This window comes from Rahnella sp. EDr1-12 (genome assembly GCF_049206505.1).
Classification (GTDB): Bacteria; Pseudomonadota; Gammaproteobacteria; order Enterobacterales; family Enterobacteriaceae; genus Rahnella; species Rahnella rivi.
The window spans coordinates 12670-27580 of sequence record NZ_JBLZNY010000001.1 but is presented as its reverse complement, the minus strand read 5'-3'; the positions used below and the strand labels follow the sequence as shown (position 1 = coordinate 27580).

Here is a 14911-nt window from a genome sequence, read left to right as displayed (position 1 = left end):
TGGCGTCAGACTTATTTGAAGAAGTCAGCGCTCACGGTCAGGTTACCACCGCTCTTGTTCTGCCACTGGCGGGTAATGTGGTAGAACTTGGCACCTTTCGCCGCAGCACGGTTCGCAACTTCCTGCGAAACATCCGTCGTGCTGTTGAAGTGCCCGGTGAAGGTAGCGGAATCAAACGGAACCATCTGTGCTGCGGTAACGTCGTTCACTTCCTGAATTTTGGCACCGTTAGTCGCGGTGACAGTGTAACGTTTACCGGTAGACGTCTGGGTTTCAAAGAAACGACCCACTTCGCGGCTTGGGCTGCCTGAAGAGGCAACGCCAGGGATTTCTACTTTCTTCGCGGCTGCACCACCGGCGGCCAGTGCGGCTTTACCTGCTTCAGAATCTGCAGGGATAGCATCCGGATCCTGAACAACACGTTTCGCGGCATCTTTTTTGTAGATGAACGCGGTGATGTACTGGTTGCCGCCGCTGTTGGCATCAATCTGGCGAACGATGAAGAAGGAGTAAGCCCCTTTGTCTTTCGCTGCTTTGGTGATGGCATCATTTACGTCTGGCTGGCTGCGATAAAAACCGCTGACCGTCACGGTGTCAAAAGGCTCAAGCTGATAGGCCACATCTTTAGGCAGCTCGACCACGCCGTTGATCACACGGTAATTTGTGTTCTTGCTCACTTCTGGCGCATCTTTTTTATAGATATCTGCAACGACGCGCCAGTTGCCGCTATTGTTAGAAGAGTTGGTGTCCTGAATATAGAAATAATCCGCACCCAGTGTATCGGCGCGGCGTGATACGGCATCAGCCGCATCGCCAAGCGTGTTAAAACGCCCGGAAATAACAATGCGATCAAAGGGTTTGATGGCTGCTGCTTTCTGCGGGCTTATTTCCTGCGCGGCGTGAGCAGCAGACAGCGCAGAAACAGAAAACAGGGCCGATACGATGATCGTTTTTGTCAGCTTCATAAAAAATCCTTTCACCTTGCGCAGTAATGTTGAAACGTGCTGAATTCTTGATGTGTAACAGGTTAGCGGCCGATTATTGCATGTAACAATGCTGAGTGTCTCAGTAATTTATGGCAATTATGCGAGCGTCAACGCGGTGACACGGTTCTTTTTTTGCTGACCATAACTTATATAAGTTTAAGGAATAATCCAAGTAGTGAAATTAATGTTAATTATTCACTATTTTCTAACTTTTATGCCCATCCGGAGCGGTCTGCAAGCGTGAAGGGCAGAGTGATAGATCTGGTTTCACTGGCGGATTAAAGAGAATTAAACACGTGTTTCTCAGGGTTTGCAGCAGGTTTGCGGACCATATCAATTTTTTTATTATTAATTACCTGACTATCGCTGCGATACGTAGATTATTGATTAGATATTCAGTAGGTTATAACCAGCCTGAAAAAATACTCTCCGGCGTTCTTCATAAGCCAGCAGGCTGGTAAATAAAATGTTATGACGATGACACAAATCATCAATGAAAAGGGTGAAGGGAATACTATGCGTATTGGTGTACCAAGAGAGCGGTTGACCAATGAAGCCAGAGTCGCAGCCACACCGAAAACGGTGGAGCAGTTGCTGAAACTCGGCTTTACGGTCGCTATCGAACAAGGTGCCGGGAAGTTAGCCAGCTTTGAGGACGCCGCTTATGAACAAGCGGGTGCGTCTGTGGTCAGCGGCGAAGAAGTATGGCATTCAGATATCGTTTTAAAGGTGAATGCACCTGAAAACGACGAAATCGATAAATTACAGGCAGGTACCACGCTGGTCAGCTTTATCTGGCCTGCACAGAACCCTGAGCTTATTCAGAAACTGGCTGACCGTCAGGTCACCGCCATGGCAATGGATTCCGTGCCGCGTATTTCCCGCGCACAATCTCTGGATGCCCTGAGTTCAATGGCTAACATCGCCGGTTACCGTGCGATTGTCGAAGCCGCTCACGAATTCGGTCGTTTCTTCACCGGGCAGATCACCGCCGCCGGTAAAGTGCCACCGGCCAAAGTGATGATTATCGGTGCCGGCGTGGCTGGCCTGGCTGCCATCGGCGCAGCAGGCAGTCTCGGTGCCATCGTTCGTGCTTTTGATACCCGCCCTGAAGTGAAAGAGCAGGTACAGAGCATGGGCGCAGAGTTCCTGGAACTCGATTTTGAAGAAGAAGCAGGCAGCGGCGACGGTTATGCCAAAGTCATGTCAGAAGCCTTCATCAAAGCCGAGATGGCGCTGTTTGCCGCTCAGGCTGAAGAAGTGGATATCATCGTGACCACCGCGCTGATCCCTGGCCGTCCTGCACCGAAGCTCATCACCAAAGAAATGGTGGCTTCCATGAAGCCGGGCAGTGTGATCGTCGATCTGGCGGCCCAGACGGGCGGTAACTGTGAACTGACCGTGGCGGATAAAATCACCACGACAGAAAACGGTGTGAAGATCATCGGTTATACCGACTTACCCAGCCGTCTGCCGACGCAATCCTCCCAGCTTTACGGAACCAACCTGGTCAACCTGCTGAAACTGCTGTGCAAAGAGAAAAACGGTGAAATCGAGATCGATTTCGAAGATACCGTGGTTCGCGGCGTGACCGTTGTGAAAGCCGGTGAAGTGACCTGGCCTGCGCCAGCCATTCAGGTGTCTGCGCAACCTCAGGCGGCGAAAGCCGCAGAACCAGTCGCCAAAGTGGAAGCCAAACCGGCCTCTCCGTGGACCAAGTTCATCATCATGGCCGTGGCCATTGTGCTGTTTGGCTGGCTGGCGAACGTTGCGCCGAAAGAGTTCCTGTCTCACTTCACCGTGTTTGCGCTGTCCTGCGTGGTGGGTTACTACGTAGTCTGGAACGTCAGCCATGCCCTGCATACACCGCTGATGTCGGTCACGAACGCCATTTCCGGGATCATCGTGGTGGGCGCAGTGCTGCAAATCGGTCACGGCGGCTGGGTCAGCTTCCTGTCCTTTATTGCCGTACTGATCGCCAGTATCAATATTTTTGGCGGATTCACCGTCACTCAGCGCATGCTGAAGATGTTTCGTAAGAATTAAGGGGTAGCATATGTCTGGGGGTTTAGTTACAGCAGCATATATTGTTGCCGCTATTCTGTTTATTTGCAGCCTTGCGGGGCTCTCTAAACATGAAACGTCAAAACAGGGGAACATCTTCGGCGTGACCGGGATGGCGATCGCGTTAATCGCGACCATTCTCGGCCCTGATTCCGGTAACGTTGGCTGGATCATCGTTGCGATGGTGATCGGTGGCGCAATCGGTGTTTATCTGGCGCGCAAAGTCGAAATGACTGAAATGCCGGAACTGGTGGCGATTCTGCACAGCTTCGTCGGTCTGGCTGCGGTTCTGGTTGGCTTCAACAGCTATCTGGATCATGGTTCAGTGCCGATGGAAGGCGTGATGGAAAATATCCATCTGACGGAGGTCTTTCTCGGTATCTTCATCGGTGCAGTGACGTTCACCGGTTCCATTGTGGCTTTTGGCAAACTGCGCGGGATTATCTCTTCCAAACCGCTGGCGTTGCCACATCGTCATAAATTGAATCTGGCTGCGCTGGTGGTGTCTTTCCTGCTGATGGTGACGTTCGTGCGTACCGAAAGCGTGGGTCTGCAAGTGCTGGCTCTGCTGATCATGACTCTCATTGCACTCGGCTTCGGCTGGCATCTGGTGTCGTCGATTGGCGGCGCGGACATGCCGGTTGTGGTGTCCATGCTGAACTCGTATTCTGGTTGGGCAGCGGCGGCGGCGGGCTTTATGCTCAGCAACGACCTGCTGATTGTGACCGGTGCGCTGGTCGGTTCTTCCGGTGCGATCCTGTCTTATATCATGTGTAAAGCGATGAACCGTTCGTTCATCAGCGTGATTGCAGGCGGCTTCGGCACAGACGGTTCATCAACCGGCAATGCTGAAGAGATGGGCGAGTATCACGAAGCGAGCGCGGAAGACGTGGCAGACATGCTGAAAAACGCCAGCTCAGTGATCATCACCCCTGGCTACGGCATGGCGGTGGCACAAGCTCAGTATCCGGTTCACGACATCACTGCGAAACTGCGTGCGAAGGGCATCAAAGTGCGTTTCGGTATTCACCCTGTTGCAGGGCGCTTGCCGGGCCACATGAACGTTCTGCTGGCAGAAGCGAAAGTGCCTTATGACATCGTGCTGGAAATGGATGAAATCAATGATGATTTCAGCGATACCGACGTGGTGCTGGTTATCGGTGCCAATGACACCGTGAACCCGGCAGCGCAGGAAGATCCACGCAGCCCGATCGCCGGCATGCCGGTGCTGGAAGTGTGGAAAGCGCAGAACGTGATCGTGTTCAAACGTTCCATGAACACCGGTTATGCCGGCGTACAGAACCCGCTGTTCTTCAAAGAAAATACGCAGATGCTGTTTGGCGATGCAAAAGAAAGCGTTGAGAAGATCCTTCGCGCGCTCTGATAGTTATCAGTTCTATCGTTAACAGTAATGAAAAAGGCCAGTCAGATGACTGGCCTTTATTTTTTTGTGGAACCCCGGCGGCTCTGACGTTACTCGTCGTCGTCCTCTTCATCATCGTCCTGTGTGATCGGGCATTCGAAATCATCAGGTTTAATCGCCAGCAAATCGCACTTAAGATGGTCGATCACCTGTTCAGTGGTATTACCGAGAAATGCGGCTGACAGACCGGTACGGCCAATCGCGCCTAACACCACCACACCGGCTTGCAAATGTTCAGCCAAATCGGGGATAACTTCTTCCGGCAGGCCTTTTTCTACGTGAGTGAATTTTTCATCAATCTGGAATTTCTGCCGTAACGCTTTCATGGCAATCAGATGCTGACCACGGATGGCGTCGTTGTAAACGCTGGGATCAAAGTCCGGCAGTTCAATGGCGATATTGATCGGTGTGACAGGGTATGCGCCGACCAGATGGACTTCCGTCTGATTAACGTGAGAGGCCAGTTCGATACTTTCTTTCACCAGTTTGATATTAAGCGGATCGTGGTAGGGCTCTTCGCTGGAAAGGTTCACCGCGACGACGGCTTTACCGCCTTCTGGCCACGGCTGGTCTTTCACCATCCACACCGGACACGGGCACTTACGCAGCAAATTCCAGTCAGTAGGGGTGAAGATAACGGATTCGAGGCGGTCGTGCTGATGGGCCATTTTTAACAGCAGGTCATGCTGGGCAGAAATGACTTCCTGAATAATCGCTTCAAAGGGTTTGTTATGCCAGACCACTTTAACTTCAATCTGGATACCGGCCTCAATATAGTAGCGGCACTGCTCTTTAATCCATTCCGCCCGTTCGTTGATCACACTTTGTCGCATGCTCGTCCGTTCATCAGGCGACAGCATGGTGGTCATCTCATAGGAGAAATCATAAATAGACAGGAAAGCTTTGATCCGTCCACCGTTACGCTGCACCAGATAAACGGCGCGTCGCAGTGCGGGTTGATCATCCTGATTGGGGTCTATAGCAACGAGTAAATTCTGATACTTAGCCATGGGGACTCCTTAACACCTGTGAGAGAACAGCATTTCACTGTATTAAGTACAGAGTAAACCAAGATTAAGCAATCGGACAGCGGAGAAATTGAGTCGGATCAACAAATTATTCACTGATGATCCGACACAAAAATTTAAGCAGAGACGGGAGCAGACTGACCGGCTAATTGAGAAAGCATTTCATGATTCTCAATGGTGATGTATTTCCCTTTCACACTCAGCATTTCTGATTTCTGGAAACGGCCTAACAAGCGGCTGATGGTTTCCACGGTCAGACCGAGGTAGTTACCGATGTCGCCACGGGTCATCGTCAGGCGGAATTCACGCTGAGAGAAACCACGCTGTGCGAAACGGCGGGAGAGGTTGTAGATGAAGGCAGCCAGACGTTCTTCGGCATTTTTCTTCGACAACAGCAGGATCATATCCTGGTCGCCTTTGATCTCACCGCTCATCAGACGCATCATTTGCTGACGCAGATTCGGCATTTTCCCGGAGAGATCATCAAGTGTCTCAAACGGGATTTCACACACCATGGAAGTTTCCAGAGCCTGTGCGAAACTCGGGTGCTGCAAACCGCCGATCGCATCAAAGCCGACTAAATCACCCGCCAGATGGAAACCGGTGATTTGCTCGTCACCTTGTTCGGTGATGGTGTAGCTCTTGATGGTGCCGGAACGGATGGCGTAAAGGGATTTCAATTCATCGCCAGCTTTGAACAGTGCCTGGCCTTTTTGAATCGGTTTTTTCCTTTCGATGATGTTGTCGAGCTGGTCGAGTTCATGCTCGTTCAGCGTGAAAGGAATGCAAAGCTGACTAATGCTACAGTCCTGACAATGGATCGCACAGCCACCAGATTGGATACGTCGAATAATACGCTTTTCCGGGATCATAAGAGTCACTCAGGCAATATTGATATGGGTCAATTTTAACATCTTTTGCGGCGAGTGATAAGTAGCAGAATGGGGCTAAAAGGGCGAAATGTTAAAAAACCACGATTTTTAACGGGTTTTTTTTCTAATTGTTTTGATCTGAACGAGGTATTTCGACGAATTGAGAATCAATGAGATTTAGATGTGGGTCAATTTATTCATAAAAATTATATAATTTTTTTAAGAATAATTTGTTTGAATCTAAACAAACCCATCTTAGAGTTATCTGCAGGCCGTTTTTTGATTATCTGCGTCTTAACTTAATCTTTAAGAATACTGACAAAAGCGCACGGATTATGCCATAAATCCGGCTACCCGGCGATTATTGCGCATCCTCCGATTGTTTGTTTTGTTCGCGAATAAAGCCGGTGATTGGAAAGCAAAAAACGCTGCCAGGGCAGCGTTGAGATTTTTGGTTTTTTGGAAGCGAGGGCGGTTACACGTCACCTTCGTTATCTTTTTCCACCGCTTCATGAAGGCGATCCAGCATATCGGGAAACGCCGACTGCACGCGACTCCAGCTTGGGATAAAAGGTTTTTCACTCGGCGTATCCACAAACGCCTGACCGGCTTCAATAATGGCGCCGGAGAACAACTCCACGGCGGATTCCTCGCTGTGCCGGTCGAAAGACAAACCGTTCATGCGCGCGTCATTCTCAAACCCGTCAATCATATCCAGCGCATTGCGATAGTAGGTGGCTTTCAGAATGCGGAAAGACTCGCTGGTGATATTCACGCCCAGGATCGCCATCTTACGATACAGCGCTTTAGTGATGTCGATGCTCATACGCTGCAAACCGTTAGTGGCATCATCTTCTGACATCGGCTGATGTTTATGGTCGTAATTATCGGCGATATCCACCTGGCAGATGCGTCGGGTCGCCGTATTGCGGTGCAGTTCGGAAAGCACGCCAATCTCCAGCCCCCAGTCACTCGGGATACGCAGGTCGTTGAGAACGTGGGTACGCATGGCGAATTCGCCGGAAAGCGGATAACGGAAAGTGCGCAAATACTCAAGGAAATCGGAGTGGCCGTAGACAATCTGCAGGGATTTCAGCAGCGGAAACACCAGCAGGCGGCCAACGCGGCCATTGAATTTCCCGTCCGCCACACGGGCGTAATAGCCTTTACAGAAATCATAATGGAAATTAGGGTTTGCCACCGGGTACATCAGGCGCGCCAGCATATCGCGGCTGTAGGTGACAATGTCACAATCATGCAGCCCGACGACCGAGGTGCGCCGCGAGGCCAGCGTATACCCGACGCAAAACCAGACGTTGCGGCCTTTACCCGGTTCCATTGGCGAAAGATTTTCTTTTTTAAGCTCTTCATCCAGCGCTTTCAGACGCGGACCATCGTTCCATAAAATACGGTGGCGCTGTGGCAGGCGGGAGAAAAATTCGCGGGCAAATAAAAACTGATCGCGGTCTGCGCGATCAAGACCAATAACAATTTCTTCCAGATAGGGGACTTTTGTCAGCTCATCGACAATTTTGGTCAGCGCCGGACCTTCAAGTTCTGAAAATAATGAAGGCAATATTAACCCCATTGAGCGGCGTCCCGAAAAAACCTGTAAATCGTATTCCAGTTCTTCGACTTTTCGGTTGGTCAAATTATGGAAATTAGTAATCACACCATCCTGATAAAAATCACTCATTCGATATTCTCCAATTTTAGAATTGATAAAATTATTGGAAACAAACAATTATCTGAAACGCACTCCCGCGACACTCTTTCCCTTATTTTTCATTTAGCATTTCCCGCTGGCGGGACGAAATAAAATGATCTAAACCCTGAACCCAGCCGTGCGGGCCAAATTCCGTGGTGCGATAAACCTGCGCGGGGTGATGACGGCTCAGCGGCATCTCGTGGTGGTGATGGCCTTTAATAACCACGGCGTGATCGACCACTTCCAGCATCGAGAGATCGTTAGGCCCGTCCCCCAGCCCGATACTGATCGCCGGTTTACCGCGCTGGCGCTGATACTCAGCGGAAAGCCATTGCACCGCCGGGCCTTTCCCCGCATCAACGCCCATCACGTGCCAGAAACGTCCGCCACGCGTCAGCGCCAGCCCTTCACGGGTGAGGCATTTTTTGAAATGTGCGAAATCCAGATCGTTACCAAACCAGATCAGGGGTTCGGAAGCTTCGCGCAGCATCGCCAGCGCAGCATCCGCTTCGGAAAGTCCGGTCCAGAGGGCGACCTGCTTTGGCGTAACATCCCCGAAACCGCGAAATTCAAAATCGTAGCGGTGGCGTAATTCCTCCAGGGTGCGGCGAATATCCGCATAGCGCGCACCCATCATCGGACCCTGACCTCGCCAGTCTGGCGGAAGGTGGATCATGGCGCCGTTTTCAGCAATAAAAGGGAGATGCGTCAGCTTGAGATCTGACTGCAATGCCGCCACTTCGGCAGACGTTTTACTGGTGGTCAGGATCAGCGGTATCTGCGCCGCGGCAAGCCTGTCCAGCCAGGGCTTCGCCGGTTGCCAGCTGTAATCATGGTGGTCGAGCAGCGAACCATCGAGGTCAGTAAAAATAATTAAGGGATCATCAAGGTACGGCATTCTTTCTCCTCAATTTTGTGGCAGAACAGACGTGCATTTTTGTTAACCCACTTCTGCTCCAGTAGCTAAGTATAGATTCAAAAATGATTTTTATGACCGGGCTAACCATTTCAGGATTATTTACCGGCAAGGGTAACGGGCAACATCAAAGCCGCAGACGGCTTTACCCGCAGGCGGTTTATGCGGATAATTTACGTCAGTTCCACTGCGGTTTAGATGTCATCCTTTACCATTGCGTTTTCTTTTTTTGCCCGGTTTCGGGCAGTCAGACGAGTCTTTCCTCATGTCTTTAACACCGGTTTTAACGCGCACCGCCTTTGTGCTTTGCGCCGTCAGTTTGTTATCTGCCTGCGATGGCAGCTCCACCGCGCAGGAGAGTGCGCTGGTCATTGAAGGTAAAACCATGGGCACGTTTTATCGTGTCAGTCTGGCGGGCGTGGATAAAAACCGGGAAGCGGCGCTGCGGGAGCAAATTGAAGCGCAGCTCAAAGAGGACGACCATCAGTTATCGACTTACAAAGAGGATTCGGTGCTGTCGCGTTTCAATCAGTATCAGGGCAACGTGCCCCAGCCGATCAGTGTCGGGATGGCTGATGCGATCGTCACCTCAATGCGTATCGGCACCTTAACCGGTGGCGCGATGGACATCACCGTCGGCCCGCTGGTGAATTTGTGGGGATTTGGCCCGGACAAACAGCCGGTGAAAACGCCGACGCCGGAACAGATCGCCGCAGCGCGTCAGCGTATCGGGTTACAGCATCTGAAAGTGATCCAGCAAAATGACGGGCAGTATCTGCAAAAAGATTTGCCGGGCATGTACGTTGATCTCTCCACCGTCGGCGAAGGTTATGCAACCGATCACCTGGCGCGGCTGGTTGAGGGCAACGGCATCAGCAATTATCTGGTGTCGGTGGGCGGCGCGGTGGTTTCCCGCGGGCACAATGCGCAGGGAAATCCGTGGCAGGTGGCAATTCAGAAACCAACGGACAAAGAAACTGCGGTACAGGCGATTGTTGATTTGCAGGGCATGGGCATCAGTACCTCCGGCAGTTATCGCAATTATTACGAACTGAACGGCAAACGTCTTTCGCACATCATCGATCCGGCCACCGGTTCGCCAATCACCCATAAGCTGGTATCGGCGACGGTGATCGCCCCGACCGCGCTGGAAGCAGACGGCTGGGACACCGGTCTGATGGTGCTTGGCACGAAGAAAGCGCTGGCGCTGGCAGAACAACAACATCTTGCGGTGTATCTGATCACCAAAGAGGGCGACACCTTCAAAAGCTATATGTCGCCGCAGTTCAAAGCCTATCTGAAAGATCCGCAGTAAACGTTATCGTCTTAAAGCGTGCCGTGAATTTTTTCACTGAGATAATCGGGAAATGCACGTAACGCCGAAGATGCTGCTTCAGATCCTCAATGCCTGAAGCAGCGCCGTGGTTCAGTGTTTCGCGGTACTGATCAGTTCAAACAGCACCACCGTGCGCGAAGTACAGATGTACTCGCGTCCGAAATCGAAATTATGCTCGTTCACATCATCAGGCTGAAAGGTATCGAAAATATGCCGCCAGCTCTCGCCATGCGCCACCGAAGGCAACACAAACATCACGTCTTTGTGAGATGCGTTAAACAGCAGCAGCACGGTACTCAGGGAACCGTGGCGCAGCAGGCCGGTGGGCTGGGCGCGGCCATCGAGCAGCATGGCGATGCATTTTGCGTGCGGATCTTTCCAGGCAGCATCGGTCATTTCCGGCCCCTGCGGCTGGAACCAGCTCACGTCTTTGACGTCGAGCTTTTCATGGATTGCACCGGTCAGAAAGCGCCCGCGATGTAAAATCGGGAATCGCTTGCGCAGGGCGATCAGCCGGTAGGTGAACAGCAGCAGGGACTGACCTTTATCGCCGATGTTCCAGTTGACCCAGGCAATCTCGGTGTCCTGACAATAGGCATTGTTATTGCCGTTTTGCGAACGGGCAAACTCATCACCGGCCAGCAGCATCGGGGTGCCTTGTGAGAACAGCAGCGTCGCCAGCATATTGCGCATCTGGCGCAGGCGAAGTTCGCTGATCTCCGGATCGTCGGTCGGCCCTTCCACGCCATAGTTGGCTGAAATGTTGTTATCGCTGCCGTCTTTGCCGTTTTCCCCGTTGGCTTCGTTGTGTTTCTTCTCGTACGACACCCAGTCGTTGAGCGTGAAGCCGTCGTGCGCGGTAATAAAGTTGACTGACGCGTAAGGCTTACGGCCGCGATGATTGAACAGATCGGCAGAACCGGAAAGCCGCGTGGCGAACTGCGCCAGCTGGCCTTCGTCACCGCGCCAGAATTTGCGCACCGTATCGCGGAAACGGTCATTCCACTCCATCCAGCCTGGCGGGAAACCGCCGACCTGATAACCGCCGGGGCCGCAATCCCAGGGTTCAGCAATCAGTTTACACTGGCTGAGGATCGGGTCCTGACGGCAGGTATCGAGAAAACCGCAGCCTTCATCAAAACCATAGCTTTCACGCCCGAGAATGGTCGCCAGGTCGAAGCGGAACCCATCCACCTGCATTTCTGTCGCCCAGTAGCGCAGCGAATCCGTGACCATCTGCAACACACGCGGGTGGCTGAGATTGAGCGTATTGCCGGTGCCGGTATCATTAATGTAATAGCGTTTATTGTCCGGCATCAGCCGGTAATAACTGGCGTTGTCGATGCCTTTAAAGGACAGCGTCGGGCCGAGCTCATTGCCTTCCGCCGTATGGTTGTAGACCACGTCCAGAATCACTTCGATGCCCGCCGCGTGGAAAGTGGCGATCATCTGCTTGAATTCATTGACGGTGTGCGTCGCCATATATTGCGGATGCGGGGCAAAGAAGCTCAGCGTGTTATAGCCCCAGAAGTTATGCAGACCTTTATCCTGCAGGTGCCGGTCATCGGTGAAGGCGTGGATCGGCATCAGTTCAACGGACGTTACCCCCAGCGAGCGGATGTACTCGACGATGTGCGGGGTGCTCATCCCGGAAAATGTGCCGCGCAGATGCTCCGGCACAGCCGGATGGCGCATGGTGTAACCGCGCAAATGCGTTTCATATATCAGCGTTTTTTCCCACGGAATATGCTTTTTGCGCGAGCGCGCCCAGGAGAATGCCGGGTCAATCACCCGGCATTTTGGCAGGAAAGGGGCGCTGTCCGTATTGTCGAGGTGCAAATCCTTCTTGTCGCTTTGCATGTCATAGGCGAACAGGGCGTCATCCCATTTCAGGTCGCCGACAATTTGTTTGGCATACGGGTCGAGCAGAAGTTTGGCCGGGTTAAACCGGTGGCCGTCGTGTGGCGCATAGGGCCCATGCACGCGATAGGCGTAAAGCAGGCCGGGGCGGGCATCCGGCAGATAGCCATGCCAGACTTCATCGGTATATTCCGGCAGTTCAATGACGTCGTATTGCTCTCCTTCATCATTAAACAGGCACAGCTCCACTTTGGTGGCATTGGCGGAGAACAAGGCGAAGTTCACGCCCAGGCCGTCCCAGGTTGCGCCGAGCGGAACCGGTAATCCTTCGCGCACGCGGGTGGTATGGCCGGAATCAAAGCTTCGGACGATTTCACCGTCACTGTAAGGATGCATGATGCGCACGCCCAGCTCATCAACAGCGATGTTGACCTGAGCATTGGAGGGTACGCTGCGGACTTCTTCCGTGGTGGCCGTCGGTTGGGTGACTTTGCCGGATCGAGGTTTTGCCATTCGTTTCACACTCCTGAGCAGGTCAGTCAGAATAAATCCTGAAAAATTGAGCGAAAAATATCCGCAGCTCAAGGGGCTGCTTGTCTGTTGCTACCAAACCAGTGTAGTTGCACTTGCGCCATTTCCCCCACCGGTAGCCGATTAACCGCAAAATCAGTGACCGCGGCGTGACAAAAAAGAGGGGTATCACGTCCTGCGCACAAGCATCAGCGTGCGGCAAACATTCCTGAATGAGTTTTTTTTGCCTCTCACCGGCAATCACTCACAGAGGCTTTACTGACTGATATTAAAGCCTTCATTCCTCACGAAAATTTTTGATGAAGTGTGATTTTCTCTTTTGAAATCAGGCTCCGATACTGGCCTCAGAGAAAGCAGCGGTGAGCGATGAGACAACGAATTTTACCCCGCGCCTGCCGTTTGCTTTCCGTCACTTACCCCCATCTTCATTACTAATCGGAGTTATGATTTATGAGCACCACCAAACAAAAATATATGGTTTCTGCTGCATGGGAAAATGCAGATGATGTCTGGTCATCGGCGTGTTTCATTGACGTATTTAATATGACGGACACCGATCTGGCGTCCGGAAAAGTAGAATTCACCATCGACAATACCCAGAGCGCTTCGGCAAACCAAAATTTCGAATTTGAAACCTGGAGCAGCCCGATCAAAGGCAAGCTGATTGACGATTGCAGCGTGATCCCGGCGGGCGGCAAAGGCCGTTTTGCTATCATGATTGGCTGTAATACCGGTGTCAGCATCGGTAATCTGCCGCGCAGCTTTAAAGTGAACGGCGAAGCCGCCGATCTGGTAGCGGATACTCAGGCGCCGACGGTGCCGGCTGACGTAAAAGCCGTTGCCGCCGGGGCCGTGACCCTCAGCCTGGTCTGGACGCCTTCAACGGATAACGTGATGGTCAGCGGTTACGAAGTCACTTATACCGATACCAAAACCAAAGTCGCCAAAACGCAAAAAACCACCAGCAGCTCCATCACCCTGGGTGGCCTGACCGCGCAAACGGCTTACAGTGTTCAGGTTCGTGCTTACGATCTGGCCGGTAACTTCTCGGCGAAATCCTCTGTACTGAATGTCACCACGGATAAAACGCTGCCGGATGCGGGAGATTACTCCTTCAACCATGCTCCGTTTATGGATTTCACCGGCTGGCCAACGCCGCGTCCGAGCGTTTTCGGCAAAGACTCCGGCCTGAAAGCTTACACGCTGGGCTTTATCACGGCTGCCGACATGAATGCCGGTGAGGGGACGCCAAATTACCGTCCTTGCTGGGGCGGCCTGGTTACCATCACCGATGGTAATGTTTCTGATTACGGTCAGGAATTTACCGGTGATGCCACTGTGTCTGATTACGGCAAAGCAGATATCGCTGCATTCCGCGCCGCAGGTGGCGATGTGGCGATTTCCTTCGGCGGGGCGAACTCCAACTTCCTCGAAGAGCACATCACGGATGTCGGCGCACTGGCTGAACTCTATCAGGGCGTGCTGGATAACTATGCCGTGACGCATATCGATTTCGATATCGAAGGCGGCGCGTTGCAGCAGACTGAAATGCTCAAACGCCTGCTGGCAACCATGGCGGTGGTGCAGAAAAACAATCCGCAGTTGCAGATTGCGTTCACGCTGCCGGTAGACGGGCAAACGTCTGATGATTCACAGGGCCTGACGTCGTTCGGTATTGATTTCGTCCGGATGGTGCATGAAAACGGGATTTCTCCGTCCCTGTTCAACGCCATGTCGATGGACTTCGGCGACGTGGCACCGCCACCGGATATGTATACCGGCGTGGAAATGTCGATGCTGGCGATGCACCGTCAGATCAAAACCGTGTTCACCGAATGGTCGGATGCCAAACTGTGGCGTCGCATTGGTGTCACCCCGATGTTTGGCATTAACGACACCGGCCCGAGCTTCACTGTCGATCACATGAAAAAGCTGATCACGCTGGCGAAGAAATACAACTTCGGCACCATCTCCGGCTGGGATGCGACCCGCGATTACAACCAGGGGCTGGAAATGTGCCATACCAGCGACCACAACAACCTGTATCAATGTACTTATGAAGGCACCGAGTCTTACGCCTACAGCAAGATCATTGCCACGTATCAACATAAGGCGGTCTGAACCGCCAGTCAGGTCAGAGGTCAGTCATTTTTTCTGTGCAGTGTAACTTCGCCGGTGTGAACTCTT

Annotated in this window: 10 protein-coding genes; 4 read left to right on the top strand and 6 right to left on the bottom strand. The window is 52.4% G+C overall.

Annotation, left to right across the window (positions count from 1 at the left end; genetic code table 11):
- Positions 1 to 11: 11 nt before the first annotated feature.
- Complete coding sequence (ydgH, locus tag ACO0U8_RS00115; RefSeq protein ID WP_056770662.1) at positions 12 to 965, bottom strand: DUF1471 family protein YdgH; 954 nt, start codon at positions 963 to 965, stop codon at positions 12 to 14.
- A 537-nt stretch (positions 966 to 1502) separates the two neighbouring features.
- On the opposite strand from ydgH, the gene pntA reads away from it, so the two are divergent.
- A complete protein-coding gene (gene pntA, locus ACO0U8_RS00110; RefSeq protein WP_183848169.1) occupies positions 1503 to 3032 on the top strand; it encodes a Re/Si-specific NAD(P)(+) transhydrogenase subunit alpha in 1530 nt (509 codons plus the stop codon).
- 10 nt (positions 3033 to 3042) lie between these two features.
- Positions 3043 to 4434, top strand: a complete 1392-nt coding sequence (gene pntB, locus ACO0U8_RS00105) for a Re/Si-specific NAD(P)(+) transhydrogenase subunit beta (RefSeq protein WP_056770657.1) — start codon at positions 3043 to 3045, stop codon at positions 4432 to 4434.
- 89 nt (positions 4435 to 4523) lie between these two features.
- Here pntB and uspE read toward each other — a convergent pair whose 3' ends face one another.
- The 4 genes from uspE to ACO0U8_RS00085 form a co-directional block, all read right to left on the bottom strand.
- The gene (uspE, locus tag ACO0U8_RS00100; protein ID WP_056770655.1) at positions 4524 to 5483 is read right to left on the bottom strand and encodes a universal stress protein UspE; all 960 of its coding nucleotides are present in this window, start codon (positions 5481 to 5483) and stop codon (positions 4524 to 4526) included.
- A gap of 134 nt (positions 5484 to 5617) precedes the next feature.
- The gene (locus ACO0U8_RS00095; RefSeq protein ID WP_013575564.1) at positions 5618 to 6373 is read right to left on the bottom strand and encodes an FNR family transcription factor; all 756 of its coding nucleotides are present in this window, start codon (positions 6371 to 6373) and stop codon (positions 5618 to 5620) included.
- 475 nt (positions 6374 to 6848) lie between these two features.
- The gene (locus ACO0U8_RS00090; RefSeq protein WP_056770652.1) at positions 6849 to 8069 is read right to left on the bottom strand and encodes a hypothetical protein; all 1221 of its coding nucleotides are present in this window, start codon (positions 8067 to 8069) and stop codon (positions 6849 to 6851) included.
- Between the two features lie 82 nt (positions 8070 to 8151).
- A complete protein-coding gene (locus ACO0U8_RS00085) occupies positions 8152 to 8979 on the bottom strand; it encodes a mannosyl-3-phosphoglycerate phosphatase-related protein (RefSeq protein WP_217203587.1) in 828 nt (275 codons plus the stop codon).
- A 283-nt stretch (positions 8980 to 9262) separates the two neighbouring features.
- Between ACO0U8_RS00085 and apbE the strand changes: the two genes are divergently transcribed.
- Positions 9263 to 10312, top strand: coding sequence for an FAD:protein FMN transferase ApbE (gene apbE / locus ACO0U8_RS00080; RefSeq protein WP_421670023.1), 1050 nt, complete (start codon positions 9263 to 9265; stop codon positions 10310 to 10312).
- A 111-nt stretch (positions 10313 to 10423) separates the two neighbouring features.
- Here apbE and glgX read toward each other — a convergent pair whose 3' ends face one another.
- Positions 10424 to 12706: a glycogen debranching protein GlgX gene (gene glgX / locus ACO0U8_RS00075; RefSeq protein ID WP_056770644.1), complete on the bottom strand. Its 2283-nt coding sequence runs from the start codon at positions 12704 to 12706 to the stop codon at positions 10424 to 10426.
- Positions 12707 to 13174: 468 nt separating this feature from the next.
- Between glgX and ACO0U8_RS00070 the strand changes: the two genes are divergently transcribed.
- On the top strand, positions 13175 to 14845 hold the full coding sequence (locus ACO0U8_RS00070) for a fibronectin type III domain-containing protein (protein WP_390975548.1): 1671 nt from the start codon (positions 13175 to 13177) through the stop codon (positions 14843 to 14845).
- Positions 14846 to 14911: the final 66 nt, after the last annotated feature.

Bases quoted from the DNA above. Each gene is read 5' to 3' on its own strand.
- ydgH (WP_056770662.1), bottom strand. From the start codon at position 965: ATGAAGCTGACAAAAACGATCATCGTATCGGCCCTGTTTTCTGTTTCT.
- pntA (WP_183848169.1), top strand. From the start codon at position 1,503: ATGCGTATTGGTGTACCAAGAGAGCGGTTGACCAATGAAGCCAGAGTC.
- pntB (WP_056770657.1), top strand. From the start codon at position 3,043: ATGTCTGGGGGTTTAGTTACAGCAGCATATATTGTTGCCGCTATTCTG.
- uspE (WP_056770655.1), bottom strand. From the start codon at position 5,483: ATGGCTAAGTATCAGAATTTACTCGTTGCTATAGACCCCAATCAGGAT.
- ACO0U8_RS00095 (WP_013575564.1), bottom strand. From the start codon at position 6,373: ATGATCCCGGAAAAGCGTATTATTCGACGTATCCAATCTGGTGGCTGT.
- ACO0U8_RS00090 (WP_056770652.1), bottom strand. From the start codon at position 8,069: ATGAGTGATTTTTATCAGGATGGTGTGATTACTAATTTCCATAATTTG.
- ACO0U8_RS00085 (WP_217203587.1), bottom strand. From the start codon at position 8,979: ATGCCGTACCTTGATGATCCCTTAATTATTTTTACTGACCTCGATGGT.
- apbE (WP_421670023.1), top strand. From the start codon at position 9,263: ATGTCTTTAACACCGGTTTTAACGCGCACCGCCTTTGTGCTTTGCGCC.
- glgX (WP_056770644.1), bottom strand. From the start codon at position 12,706: ATGGCAAAACCTCGATCCGGCAAAGTCACCCAACCGACGGCCACCACG.
- ACO0U8_RS00070 (WP_390975548.1), top strand. From the start codon at position 13,175: ATGAGCACCACCAAACAAAAATATATGGTTTCTGCTGCATGGGAAAAT.